Genomic DNA, 12,454 nt, shown 5'->3' on the forward strand with positions numbered 1-12,454 from the left:
TCTGGAGCCTGAAGATGCTGAACCGGCGCCGCTCGGATTTTCCCATCAGCGGGGCGCCGGGCCATCCGCCACTTTGGCGCGCGCGAACGCCGCGGACAACAACAGGGCGAGGAACGCGCCGGGCGCAACCACCCGGCCGATGGAAGACAGTGCCGGAATGTTCGAGATGGCGATCAATCCGAACGAAATGACCGTCGTGAGATTGGCGAGCATCAGCGAAGCCAGCGTGTCGGCGTCGGCCCGGCCGGTCTCGCGCAGCTGATCGAAGAAAAGCGCGTAGTTCGAACCCACCGCCACGATCAACAACAGCCCTACCAGGTGCAGGATTCCCAGCGGCACCTGGAGCGCCGCCATCCCGCCGAGCGTGAGCACCACCGCGACCACCAACGGCTGGCACACGGCCAGCAAGCGACGGCCCGAGCGCAGATAGGCTGCCAGGAGCACGACCACTGCCAGCGCGCCGAGCATGACCTGCACGAACGCTTCATGCAGATAGCGCTTGTACAGGCTCGAAAGCTCATCGCCCACATTCACCACCTGTACATCTGGCAGCCCGTCGAGCGCGTGTGCCAGGCGACCGGTGTCGAAACTCGCGCCCGGATGCAGTGCGATGAGGGTCGACCACCCGTCGCCAGCCTGGCGTTGGAACATCAGCGCGTTGACCACGGCATCGAGCGGGCCGCCCTCCAAGTCGGTTCGCTGGATGATCGGCTGGGCCCTGGCCGCCTGAGCGTCGGAGATGAAAGGCTCCAAACGCGATGCCGACAACGGCAGGCCGCGCGTCGCTTCGACCAGGCGCGCGCGCAAGGTTTCTGCATCCGGAAGGCTCGCTTTGCGCGCCTGTTGCGCTGCTTCGCTCGGCAACAGCCGCGTGACGGATTCATAACCGGCCAAGTCGCCCTTGTCCACCAGCGCTTCGAGACGCTCGCCAGCGGTCTCGGCGCTTCGCAGGGTCGCCTGGATGTCTGCGCCATGGATCACGATCAGCGTGCCGCCGTCGCTGGCGCCAATGTCACCTCGCAGTTCGGCATCGAGTTCCTGCGCTGCCTTGGGAACCGGGCTCATCGCGCCGAGATCGGCTCGCCAAAGATGGCCGCCCTGCCACACCACCAGCGCCAGCCCGGCCACGCCGAGCCCGATGAAGGCATAACGCAGCCGCGGGAGTCCGAGCACGAGCATGCCCGCGACCTTTGCCATCTGACCTCGCATGCCCATGCCGGTCGCACCGTCCGGAGCGAGCACCGGCAGCACATGGCGCGCCACGAGCGCCGCCGCGATCAGCCCCGCGAGCGAAAACACGCCCAGTTGCGCCAAGCCCGGAAAACCTGAGAAGACAAGCGCCGCGAACCCGCAGACGGACGTCAACAAACCCAGCCGGACCGTTGGCCAGTGGATGTCGCGCCAACGCTCCCAGCCCATGCCAGGCACGGCCGCGCCGCGCGCCTGGATGAGGTAGTAGATCGCGTAGTCGACCGTCTCGCCGATCAACGTGCTTCCAAAGCCCATCGTGAGGCCGTGCACTTCGCCGAACACCACGCTGACCGCTGCCGTGCCTGCTACCACGCCAGTGGCGACCGGAAGCAGCGCGACGACCAGCGCCCGCGGCGAGGCGAAGGCCAGCAGCAACAAGGCGCCCATCACGATGCCGCCGACGACGGCGAGGTGAATCGCTTCCGACTTGATCTGGTCGCGGCTTTGCACCGAAAAAACCGGCGCGCCGGTCATTTGCAATTGCGGCTTGGCACCTGCGATTCCCTGCGTCGCGGCATCGAATTCGCTCTGCACTTGCTCGATCGCTTTCGAGACGGCATCGAGGTCACTGCCCGCCGCATGCGTCGTCGCTAGGATGAGCGCGCGGGGTGCGGTCCGCGAGACCCACACGCCCTCCTCGCTGCGCGGCGAGGTCGCCGGAATCAGGTTCTCGGCAATGCGCTGCGTCTCACCTGTCGGGTCGCGCTCCAGCAGTGGCTTGAGTGCGTTGCCTGCGGGTGTTCCGAGCATCGACAAGGAGTCGACGATTGCATCGCGCAAGCCATTGGCGGTGAACCGATCCGGCGTGACATCGCTGGCGAGCAGATAGCGATGATCGAAGATCCATGTGCCGGACTCCTTCCAGTCGCTGGTGTCGCCGTTCTGCACTTGATCGAAGAGATGGCTCTTGCGCATCGCCGATGCCACCGCGCGCGAAACATCGGCGCGTTGCGCAGCGTCCTTACCGCCTTGGATGCCGATGAAGATTGTTCGGGACGCGATTCCACTCCGCAACTGCTCGATCAGCACACGCTGGCGCGCATCGGGATTTGCCGGCAGGAATGCCGAGAGGTCCGCCGAGAAATGAGTCCTCGCAATCCACGCCAGTCCCGCCAGCATCAACACCAGCCAGATCGACAACACCAGCGCGCCATGGCGCCGGCGGGACGCCGCAATGGTTCGGGTCACGGCGCCGACCGCGCCGGCGTCCGGGCGGCACCGCCAGCGCCGCGTCGGGGCGTGATCGTCATCACGGAACGATCGCCGCCGATGAACTCCATCTCGACCCCGAGCACCTCGCCGCCGCGGCCAGTCAGGCGCATCGAGCGCACCTGGGCCGCCAGGCGTTCGTCGACGGGTTTCAGCTCCAGCGCCCAGCTATTGCTGGAGCCGGTGAGCGTGCTGCGGAAATAGCGCTCCAGGTTCTGCGCATTGCCGGTCAGGGTCCCACGCATGGCTTCGACCATGCCGAGCAGTTCGGGCATGCTGTCGAGCGTCATCGTGCGGGTGCGCCCGCCACGCGACAGGGTCAGCGTGTTGCCGTCCACCGACATCGATTCGGGCCGCGGCGTGAGCGTGCGGCGCACCAAGCGATCGGGTGCCGTGAAGCTCAGTTCGCCGCTCGCGCTCAATGGCCCGTCGAGGCCACGCACAAAGCGCTGCTCGGTGAAGGTCGCCTCGCCGCTCTTTTGCTGCGCAAGCAAGCCCATCAACTCCGGCAGATCGAAAGCCCACGCCGTGGAGGCCGAAAGGGCGAGCACCGCCAGCAGCGCCCTGCACCAGCGGTCAATCCGAATCTTCGAGCCAGAAATCATGAAAATTGAACCAATTGTGCGGATACGCGCGGCACAGCGCTTCGAGTCGCGCGACGTAGCTTTCAAGCGCGGACCGGATGCGCCGCTCCCGCTCGGCCGGATCCCTGACGTGTTCGCTGAAATCGGCCAGCGGCTCGAACAGCACATCGTAGCGGGCGCCGCCCACATACAAGCCTGCCATGAAAAACACTTTGCGCCGCAACAGGGCCGCGAGCCGGAATGGGCCGTCGTTGAAAAGCGCCGGCTGGCCCAGAAACGGAAGCTCGATGCTGCTGCCGCGCTGTTGACCTGCTTCTTCGGGCCCAGCCAGCGTCCGGTCGGCCAGCAAGCCGGCCAAGCCGCCCGAATCGAGCCAGTCGCGTAGCTCGAGCATGGCGTGCGGCCGGCCCAGGCCGATGATGTGCGGCCGCAACTCGGGCAGACTGATCGCCTCCAGCATGGCGTTGATCTGTTGGGCGTTCTCCTGGTACATCAGCATGGCGAGCCGAAGACCGGCCGGCGCGCCGCTGTACTGCTTGGTTGCGCCCAGCGCCTCGAAGCTGCCGACATGCGCGCCCAGCATGAAGGCGCCCCGCCCCGCGTACACCTCCGCCTCGACCGGCTGCTGACCGGTGACCCGGATGTCGAACAGATCCATGCGGCCGCGCAGGAAGTAGAGGCGATCGAGCACCGTTGAAGCAAAAGAATGCAAGAGCCGATAGCCGTCGCTCCACGTCGCGCTCGGCCCGATGGCGCGAAACAGGTAGCGCTTGATATGACGGCGCGGCGTCGGCGAAAACAGCAGGAAGTACAGCGAGATGGGATGCAGGATGAGCCGCGTCAACCGACGACCGCATTTGATGGCGATCCAGCAAATGACGCGCAGCGCGAGCATGTTGCTGCGCTCAGGCGCACGCAGCCATTCGGCCTGGCGCAATTTGGCATCGCCGCTCTCTGGCGGCGAACCACTCATGACGCGGCGCCGACGCCGGGAATCCAGCGCCCGCTGGCGGCGACGACCCTGCCGCAGCGCACTTCGAAACGGAGTCCGCGCGAAGCCCCGGTTTCGGGTGTCAGATCTATGAGCAGCGTGCTGCCCGGACGCACCGGCGCGAGAAACTTGGCCGCCGCCAATGTGGGCTGCGCGCCAAGGCGTGCCGCCAGCGCCGGAACGCTGCGAACCGCCTCCAGGACCTCCGACACGAGCAGCGCGCCCGGCAAAAGCGGCTGCCCGGGAAAATGGCCCGCGAACGCCGGATGATCCTCAGGCACTTCGCGGGTCAACTGCACGGGCGTGTCGTCGGAAGCCAGATGCGCCAGCGCAAACTCGCGCAACGATCGCGCCGTGAGCTTGCCCGTTCCCTCGCGCGGAAACGCGGCCACATGCACAACGCGCCGCGGCACGAACACCGCTTCGATGCGTTCGCGCAGCGCGGAAATGATGGCCTTTGCATCGAGCGTGGGCGCGACGACGAAGGCTACCGGGCGCACCACACCATCCACCACGTCATCAGGCAGCCAGAAGGCGCCGTCGACCACGCCGGGAATGCTGTTGAGATGGTGATTGAGGTAGCCCAGCGAACTGCGCCGCCCTGCAACGTGGATCAAGTCATTGGCACGGCCCAGCAGGCGGAAACTGCGGTCGTCGACCAGTTCGAGGATGTCGGCCATGGGGGTCGGCTCGGCGATGTAGTCGCCCGAGACAATGAAGCGTTCGGTTCCGCTGTCGTCGTGTTCGACATGGACGCGAACCTCGCCGAACGTTTCCCAGACTTCGCTTTGTGTGGGCCTGCGGGTGGCAACCTGGCCCGATTCGGTGCTGCCGTAAATCTCGATCAGGGCGCCGCCCATTGCCTGCTCCGCCTGCGCCGCGAGTTGTGGCGAAAGCGGCGCGGTCGCCGAAAGGATCAAATCCACCTTCGGCAAGCTGATGCCTGACAGCAGCAGTGTCTTCAGATGAAACGGCGTGGTCACCAACGCCCGCGGTTGCGGAACGCACGCGAGGGCCTCGGCCACATCCGCCGGAAAGAACGGCCGGCCGCTGTCGAAAGCCGCGCCGCCCAGCAACGCCAGCAACGCCGAGGATTCGAGTCCATAGCTGTGCTGCACCGGAACCGTGGCCACCAACGTGAGTCCGGAAAGCGACGGACGCCCAAGCAGGCTGGAGAGGCGCTTCACTGCCGCATCCACACATTGGACCAAAGCTCCCCAACTCTTGGCGTGTGGCTTGGGAGCGCCGGTGGAACCGGAGGTCAGCAGACTCACCGCATGCATTCCCCGGTCAAAGGCGGGCACCGGCGTATCCGTGTGGGTCGACGTTGTCGCGGCGGGTCGATGCTCGAAGAGGACGCGCGGCAGCCCGGGCGTTTCGACGTCCGCGCTGTCGGCGACGGCGAAAGCCGGATCGCCCACCTCATGCAGTCGCGCCAAGGTATCGGCGCGCGCATCGGGCGGCAAGAAACTGGTCTCGCCGCGAACGAGCGCGGCAGCAAGGCTCACCGCAAAGGCATAGCGATCGACGCAAAGATTGACGACCGGGCCGCCGTCGCGCAGTTCGGGTGCGAAGCGTGCGACGTCCGAGATGAACTCGCGCGCGCTCACGGGCACACCGGCGCGCCATGCAATGGGCTGGTCGAGATCGCGCTCTGCGATCAGCGGCAAAAAGAAGGAAGAACTCACCGTCAGGTCCGGTTCATCGTCGAGCGGTGCGATTGACCGGCGCGCCATAGACGGCGCGAACGGCGTCGACCAGACGCGTACGCTCGAATTCAGGATGCAGTCGATATCGCAACAGGTACTCACCCAGGAAGAGCATTCCGACGAACAGCGGCGTCAGAAGGTTGGCGAGCACGGACCATGCGGCGAAAGAGAAGCTTGCATACACCGCGATCGAAGCCACGACCATTGCCGCAAAGTAGATTGCCCAGACCCGCGTGACCTGCGCCGTGTACTTGACCATGGCCGGCGAAAGAGGATGCACGCGTTCGGCAAACTGGCCGATGAGCGAAAGCCGGCCTGCGCGAAGCGATCCGCCGAACCACCCGCACAGCAAGGCATTGATGCCGACATGCTGAAGTACGTAGAGCCGGTTGGTGTCGCCCGCCTCGCCCATCATGACGAGTGCAAACAGCGCCACGCCGAGCAGGCCGGCCACCGCGAGCCCGCCCTTGCCGAAGCGGCTGGCGGCCAGACCGAGCGCGGTCAGCCACAGCGGCCCAAGCAGCACCACGACTGCCCATGGCTGCGCCGCGTGATAGAGCATCATCCAGTGGGAGATGCAGGCATAGGCCACCCCCGCGATCAGCAGGAGCGCCATGCGCCATCGGGACATGGATCAGGAAGCGCCGCGATTCTGCGCGACGTGCGTGGCCAGGCTGCGCAGCGACTCGAAAATCTGCTGGTTCCGCTCGTCGTCGGAGCGCAGCTGGAATCCGTACTTGCGGGACACTTCGAGCGCGACTTCGAGGATGTCGATCGAATCGAGCCCGAGACCTTCGCCATAGAGCGGCGCCGTCGGCGCGATGTCGGAAGGTGCGACTTCGAGGTTGAGCGATTCCACCAGGAGGACGGCCAATTCATTCTCGAGAGGTGACTGTTCGGAAGCGTCGCCAGCGGCGGGAACGGGGGAATGGGCAGTCGATGACAAGAGAAACTCCGGGTACTTTTGGGAACTATCACATGGGCGGCAGATTATAGGAGTCCGGCTTCGCTAGACTGGCCGCCTGCCAACGACCGGACTCCCCCTATGGCCGACCCTCTTTTGATTGCCCGCCACGACGCCACCGAATGCAGCCTGCTGCCGGGGCTCACGAATCGACATGGCCTGATCACAGGCGCGACGGGGACCGGCAAGACCGTCACCCTGCAAACCATTGCCGAAAAGCTCTCCGGCATCGGCGTGCCGGTCTTCATGGCCGACGTGAAGGGCGACCTCACGGGCGTCAGTCAGAAAGGCGCCATTGGCAGCAAGATGGCCGCGTCGCTGAAGGAGCGCGGCATCGATGCGCCGACTCCCCTCGCCTGCCCCGTCACTCTCTGGGACGTTTTCGGTGAACAGGGGCATCCCGTGCGCGCCACCGTGTCGGACATGGGGCCGCTGTTGCTCGGCCGCATGCTCGACCTCAACGACACGCAATCGGGCGTACTGAACCTCGTGTTCAAGATCGCGGACGACAACGGACTGCTGCTGCTCGACCTGAAAGACTTGCGCGCAATGCTGCAGCACGTCGGCGAAAACGCCAGCCAATTCACCACGCAGTACGGCAACATCAGCGCCGCGAGCGTCGGCGCCATCCAGCGCGGCCTGCTGCAGATCGAAACCCAGGGCGGCGACAAGTTCTTCGGCGAGCCGATGCTCAACATTGCGGACTTCATGCAGACCGAAGGCGGCAAGGGCGTGGTCAACATCCTCGCTGCCGACAAGCTGATGAATTCGCCACGGCTGTACGCGACCTTTCTGCTGTGGCTGCTGTCGGAACTCTTCGAGCATCTTCCCGAAATCGGCGACCCCGACCAGCCCAAGCTGGTGTTCTTCTTCGACGAAGCCCACCTGCTCTTCAACGAAGCGCCCAAGGCGCTCATCGAACGCATCGAACTCGTGGTGCGACTGGTGCGGTCCAAAGGGGTGGGTGTGTTCTTCGTCACGCAGAACCCGCTGGACATTCCCGATTCCGTGCTCGCGCAGTTGGGCAATCGCGTGCAACACGCGTTGAGAGCATTCACGCCGCGCGACCAGAAGGCCGTCAAGGCAACGGCGACGACCATGCGGCAGAAGCCGGGACTGGACATCGAGAAGGCGATCACCGAACTGGCCGTTGGCGAAGCCTTGGTGAGCTTTCTGGACGAGAAGGGGCGTCCGTCCGTCACGGAGCGCGTGTTCGTGCTGCCTCCTGGCAGCCAGATCGGGCCCATCACGGCCGAGCAACGGCAGGCGCTGATCGCGAATTCGCTCGTGGCGGGTGTGTACGAGAAGACGGTGGATCGCGAATCGGCCTACGAAAAGCTCAAGGGCCGAGCGGAATCCGCGCCTGACGGAGCCAGCATTGCAGGCAAGGCGGGTGCCGCGGGGACGCAAGCATCCGCTGGCGCCGGCGGTGGCGTCATGGGCAGCCTCAACGAGATCCTTTTCGGCACCACCGGGCCGCGCGGCGGCAAGCATGACGGACTGGCGCAGACGATGGCCAAGTCGGCCGTGCGCACGATGGGGACGACCATGGGTCGCGAGATTCTGCGCGGCGTGCTCGGCGGGATCTTCGGGTCAAAGACGCGACGCTGAACCACTGGCCGGGGTGCATCACCAACGCAGCAGCCTCGGCCCCAGAAGTGCCCCGACGATCGCAGGCGAGGCGATCCCGAGCACATACCAAACCGCCAGGAACGGCGCCTCCAGTTCCTGGCAATGCAAGGCATACACGGCCGCGCCCGCCGCGCCGGCCATTGCGCCCGCAGCTGCGCCCGCCAATGCTGGATGGGTCGGCGCCATGCCTTTCAGCGCGGCCATCATCGCCACGAAGACCGGCAGCGAGATGAAGGCGATGTTCATCGTGCAAGTCCGCCAGGTCTGCCCCATGACCAGCGAATGCCGCTGCTCGGCGGGTACCGAAGCCAGGATCATCAACGCCATCGACCAGATGACGAGCACCGGCACCGCGAGCCCCAGCCACGCAAAGTGCACGCGCGCGCCCGGCCGGGCCAGCCGCTGCACGACCACGAAGCCGGCAATCACCATGCAGATCGGGAACGCCAGCCGCACCCAGAACATCGGCAGCGACATGACCTCCATCAGATCGCGCCGCAGCCCGAACACCAGGAGCATGCATGCCAGCGACAGCGATAGGCCCATCCACAGCGCCACCGAAAGCCGGTGCGAAGCCGTGCGAGGCCGCACTGGTGCAGCGCCTGTGGCGAGCATCGCGATGAGATCGTCCGTCTTCACTTCATTTCCTTGATCTTGAGCGCCAACGCCTTCAGTCCGCGATGCACGCCCACCTTGACTGCCGATTCGGACATGCCGGTCAGCTTTGCCGTCTCGGCCACCGAAAGGCCTTGGAGCTTGACGTGCACGATCGGCAGCCGATGCCGGTCCGGCAGCGTTTCGAGCAAGCCGGCGATGTCCCGGCGTGCGTCGGCGGCTTCAGTGGCCGACTCGGCGAAGACCGCCAGTTCGTCGTCCAGCGGCTCGTGCAGCGCCTCGCGGCCGGCCTTGGCACGCAGCAGATCGATCATCTTGTAGCGCGCAATCGCATGCACCCAGGCGGTCAGCGGCTGGTCGCTCTGGTAGGTGTGGCGCTGGTTGTGCATGGCAAGAAGGCATTCCTGAACGAGGTCTTCAACTTCATCGGGCCAACCGTAGAGCCGCCTTCCGAGGAACGCGCGCAAATGCAAGCTGAGTTTCTGCAGGAACGCCCGGTAGGCCGCAGCGTCGCCGTCCAGCCCGCGCATCAGCAGGCCGTGCAGTTCCACCTCGGCCTCGCTCTTTGCCGACAAGCCCTCTTTGGTCATTCGTGCTTTCGGTTCAGTCGGTTACAGGCAGCGCGCAAAAAACAATTCCGGCGGATTGTGCCGCGAGCGCCATCAGCCGCCTGGCGAGCCGAGGCTTACGGCGAATGGCGTACGCCCCTGCTTGCCAGTTCTGAAAGCCGTCGATACATTGTGTTTTTTGAGGGCCCGCAATGTCTGTCGACACCGTTCCGACTCCTTCCACTCCGACCGTTTCCCCTGCCTCCCCCGAGCCCTCCTCCGCGCGCAAGCACATCCGGCTGACATCGCACGCCGGCCTCTCGGGTGCGCTGCCCATCCAATGGGGCGCAGCCACCGCAGTCGAGCGGGGCCCCGTCGTCGGCACCACCACCAAGCGCGCGCACCGCAACGTGATCGGCACGCACAGTGGCTCTTACAGCGTCTATCGGGCGCTGGCCGTGGCCGCAGGCGCGCTGTCGCCGCACCACAAGGCCGATCTGACGAACACCTCGCCGACGGACGTGATCGGCCCCTATCCGCAGTGGAGCGAACCGGGCCGGATCGTCTCGCTCGACCCCTGGGGCGCCGTGGTGGCCGACGCCTTCGCGACCGAACTCGCCGCGGGCTACGACATCCGCCCGACCATCGCGATCACCAAGGCGCACGTCATCCTGCCGGAGGTGATCGAGGCCCTGCAGAAGGGCCGCCTCAAGGCCGACGGCAAGTTCCTTACCGCCGGCGGCGCGGCCATGGTGACCAAGGCCGCCGTCGAGCCGGTGTGGTACCTGCCCGAAGTCGCAAAGCGCTTCGGCTGCTCCGAAACCGACCTGCGCCGCACGCTCTTCGAGGAAACGGGCGGCATGTACCCCGAGCTGGTGACGCGCTCCGACCTCGAAGTCTTCCTGCCGCCCATCGGCGGACAGACGCTCTACATCTTCGGCAACCCGCGCGACCTCGCGAACCCGGAGGTCGAACTGACCGCGCGCATCCACGACGAGTGCAACGGCTCGGACGTTTTCGGCTCCGACATCTGCACCTGCCGCCCCTACCTCACGCACGCGATCGAGGAATGCATCCAGGGCGCGCAACGCGGCGGCGTGGGGTTGATTGCCTACTCGCGCAAGGAAGGCCGCGCCCTCGGCGAAGTGACCAAGTTCCTGGTCTACAACGCCCGCAAGCGGCAAGTCGGCGGCGACACTGCCGACCAGTATTTCGCGCGCACCGAATGCGTCGCCGGTGTGCAGGACATGCGCTTCCAGGAGCTGATGCCCGACGTATTCCACTGGCTCGGCATTCGCAAGATTCACCGCCTGGTGTCGATGAGCAACATGAAATTCGACGCGATCACCGGCTCGGGCATCGAGATCGGCACGCGCGTCAACATCCCCGACGAACTGATCCCGGCCGACGCGCGCGTGGAGATGGACGCCAAGATGGCGGCCGGCTACTTCACGCCGGGCGTGGTGCCGGACGCCGATGAACTCAAGAAGGCCAAGGGCCGCGGACTCGACCAATGAGCAGAGAAAATTACGGACTGGACCCTGATCGCGCAAGTGCGGACGCCGCCATGCGCACCGTCGACGCCGAAGGCAATGTGGACCCCGAGGCCGAGTTCGAGGACGACACGAGCCGCCCCGCCGGGGCGGTCGCCCATCTGCGCACGACCAAGGCCGTGCGCAGCCGCGCGGCGGCACTGCTTGCCAGGGCTCGCGCGGGCGACTCTCCGTGGTTCCTGATCGGCAACCACAACGTGCTCGAAGACACCGCGCGCACCGTCGCGGAAGTCACGCGCGACCGCTACCCGTGGAGCCCTATCCCTTATCACAGCCGATGGCGGCACTTCGAGGCGGGCGGCGTCGACCGCCTCAAGCTGCTGGACGACTTGCTGCGCGATTGCAACGCCAGCCAGCGCGCGCGGGCGCATATCGATCTGGTGGTGGTGAGCGTTTTGCTCGATGCGGGAGCCGGTCCCGACTGGCATTACATCGAACCAGCCAACGGCCAGCGCTTCACGCGTTCTGAAGGTCTCGCGATTGCCAGCTTTCATGCATTCACGAGTGGCTTGTTCTCGTCGAACCCCGATCACCCTTTGCAGGTCGATGCGGCCGGATTGCGCGCGCTGGTCACCGACCGGCTCGGCGACGCTTTCCAGGTGAATGCCGTCAACCCGCTGGTTGGTCTCGCGGGGCGGGCCACGCTTTTGCGCCGGCTCGGCGAAACGATGAGCGAACAACCCGAGTGGTTCGGCGATGACGGGCGGCCCGGCGGATTGTTCGACGCGCTGGTCGGCCCCTACGGCCCGGCCGCGCCGCCCACGGCCGAAATCTCGGCGCACGAAATCCTGACACTGCTGCTGGATTCGCTGTCGAGCATCTGGCCGTCATCGAACGCGTTGGACAGCATTGCGGCGGATGGCAGCCATGTGATCGGCACAGGCGATCCACGATTCGCACTCGGCGACTGCTGGCGCCACAGCGCGGTGCAAGGGCCGGGTCTGACGAATGGCTGGATGCCGTTCCACAAGCTGTCGCAATGGTTGACCTATTCGCTGCTCGAACCCTTCGAGTGGGCGGGCGTCAAGGTCCGGCATCTCGATCAACTGACCGCGCTGCCCGAATACCGCAACGGCGGCCTGCTGCTCGACAGCGGAATGATCGTTCCGCGCGAGCCCGCCTTTCTCGAGCGCGAATGGAAAGTCAGCGACGAGTTCATCGTCGAATGGCGCGCCTTGACGATCGCCCTGCTCGACGAGCTTGTGCCGCGCGTGTGCAAGGTGCTGGGCCGAAGCGAGCAGGACATGCCGCTCGCACGTGTGCTCGAAGGCGGCACATGGGCCGCTGGCCGCGTACTGGCACAACGCCTGCGCAACGGTGCGCCGCCCCTGCGCATCGAGAGCGACGGCACGGTCTTCTAGTCTGTCTAGACTTCTTCGGTTTTTCTCCTCCATCAAC

Annotated in this window: 11 protein-coding genes; 3 read left to right on the forward strand and 8 right to left on the reverse strand. The window is 65.8% G+C overall.

What is annotated here, in order from left to right; genetic code table 11:
• Positions 1 to 45: 45 nt before the first annotated feature.
• The 6 genes from AC1DSF_RS13380 to AC1DSF_RS13405 are packed head-to-tail and all read right to left on the reverse strand — an operon-like array spanning position 46 to position 6,690.
• On the reverse strand, positions 46 to 2,439 hold the full coding sequence (locus tag AC1DSF_RS13380; RefSeq protein WP_478123353.1) for an MMPL family transporter: 2,394 nt from the start codon (positions 2,437 to 2,439) through the stop codon (positions 46 to 48).
• Complete coding sequence (locus AC1DSF_RS13385) at positions 2,436 to 3,065, reverse strand: LolA-related protein (protein ID WP_478123354.1); 630 nt, start codon at positions 3,063 to 3,065, stop codon at positions 2,436 to 2,438. The genes AC1DSF_RS13380 and AC1DSF_RS13385 overlap by 4 nt, the downstream gene beginning before the upstream one ends.
• Complete coding sequence (locus tag AC1DSF_RS13390; protein WP_478123355.1) at positions 3,037 to 4,017, reverse strand: acyl-CoA synthetase; 981 nt, start codon at positions 4,015 to 4,017, stop codon at positions 3,037 to 3,039. The genes AC1DSF_RS13385 and AC1DSF_RS13390 overlap by 29 nt, the downstream gene beginning before the upstream one ends.
• Positions 4,014 to 5,723 carry an AMP-binding protein gene (locus AC1DSF_RS13395; protein WP_478123356.1) on the reverse strand — a complete coding sequence of 570 codons (1,710 nt, stop codon included), beginning with the start codon at positions 5,721 to 5,723 and terminating at the stop codon, positions 4,014 to 4,016. Before AC1DSF_RS13395 ends, AC1DSF_RS13390 begins: the two co-directional genes overlap by 4 nt.
• Positions 5,724 to 5,736: 13 nt before the next feature.
• Entirely contained in the window at positions 5,737 to 6,375 is a 639-nt protein-coding gene (locus AC1DSF_RS13400; protein WP_478123357.1) for a COG4648 family protein, read from the reverse strand.
• 3 nt (positions 6,376 to 6,378) lie between these two features.
• Positions 6,379 to 6,690, reverse strand: a complete 312-nt coding sequence (locus AC1DSF_RS13405) for a phosphopantetheine-binding protein (RefSeq protein WP_478123358.1) — start codon at positions 6,688 to 6,690, stop codon at positions 6,379 to 6,381.
• A 99-nt stretch (positions 6,691 to 6,789) separates the two neighbouring features.
• Between AC1DSF_RS13405 and AC1DSF_RS13410 the strand changes: the two genes are divergently transcribed.
• A complete protein-coding gene (locus tag AC1DSF_RS13410) occupies positions 6,790 to 8,319 on the forward strand; it encodes a helicase HerA-like domain-containing protein (RefSeq protein WP_478123359.1) in 1,530 nt (509 codons plus the stop codon).
• A gap of 18 nt (positions 8,320 to 8,337) precedes the next feature.
• Here AC1DSF_RS13410 and AC1DSF_RS13415 read toward each other — a convergent pair whose 3' ends face one another.
• Both AC1DSF_RS13415 and AC1DSF_RS13420 read right to left on the reverse strand, forming a co-directional pair.
• Positions 8,338 to 8,979, reverse strand: coding sequence for a DUF1109 domain-containing protein (locus AC1DSF_RS13415; protein ID WP_478123360.1), 642 nt, complete (start codon positions 8,977 to 8,979; stop codon positions 8,338 to 8,340).
• Positions 8,976 to 9,545, reverse strand: coding sequence for a sigma-70 family RNA polymerase sigma factor (locus tag AC1DSF_RS13420; RefSeq protein WP_478123361.1), 570 nt, complete (start codon positions 9,543 to 9,545; stop codon positions 8,976 to 8,978). Before AC1DSF_RS13420 ends, AC1DSF_RS13415 begins: the two co-directional genes overlap by 4 nt.
• Before the next feature lie 170 nt (positions 9,546 to 9,715).
• On the opposite strand from AC1DSF_RS13420, the gene AC1DSF_RS13425 reads away from it, so the two are divergent.
• Both AC1DSF_RS13425 and AC1DSF_RS13430 read left to right on the forward strand, forming a co-directional pair.
• Positions 9,716 to 11,020 (forward strand): GTP cyclohydrolase II, encoded by a 1,305-nt coding sequence (locus tag AC1DSF_RS13425; protein ID WP_478123362.1) that lies wholly within the window; start codon positions 9,716 to 9,718, stop codon positions 11,018 to 11,020.
• A gap of 50 nt (positions 11,021 to 11,070) precedes the next feature.
• Entirely contained in the window at positions 11,071 to 12,417 is a 1,347-nt protein-coding gene (locus tag AC1DSF_RS13430; RefSeq protein WP_478123964.1) for a DUF1688 family protein, read from the forward strand.
• Positions 12,418 to 12,454 lie beyond the last annotated feature (37 nt).

The organism is Variovorax sp. 01N429 (assembly GCF_056399425.1).

Coding starts and splice junctions, on each gene's coding strand:
- AC1DSF_RS13385 (WP_478123354.1), bottom strand. CDS start 3,065: ATGATTTCTGGCTCGAAGATTCGGATTGACCGCTGGTGCAGGGCGCTG.
- AC1DSF_RS13390 (WP_478123355.1), bottom strand. CDS start 4,017: ATGAGTGGTTCGCCGCCAGAGAGCGGCGATGCCAAATTGCGCCAGGCC.
- AC1DSF_RS13400 (WP_478123357.1), bottom strand. CDS start 6,375: ATGTCCCGATGGCGCATGGCGCTCCTGCTGATCGCGGGGGTGGCCTAT.
- AC1DSF_RS13410 (WP_478123359.1), top strand. CDS start 6,790: ATGGCCGACCCTCTTTTGATTGCCCGCCACGACGCCACCGAATGCAGC.
- AC1DSF_RS13420 (WP_478123361.1), bottom strand. CDS start 9,545: ATGACCAAAGAGGGCTTGTCGGCAAAGAGCGAGGCCGAGGTGGAACTG.
- AC1DSF_RS13425 (WP_478123362.1), top strand. CDS start 9,716: ATGTCTGTCGACACCGTTCCGACTCCTTCCACTCCGACCGTTTCCCCT.
- AC1DSF_RS13430 (WP_478123964.1), top strand. CDS start 11,071: ATGCGCACCGTCGACGCCGAAGGCAATGTGGACCCCGAGGCCGAGTTC.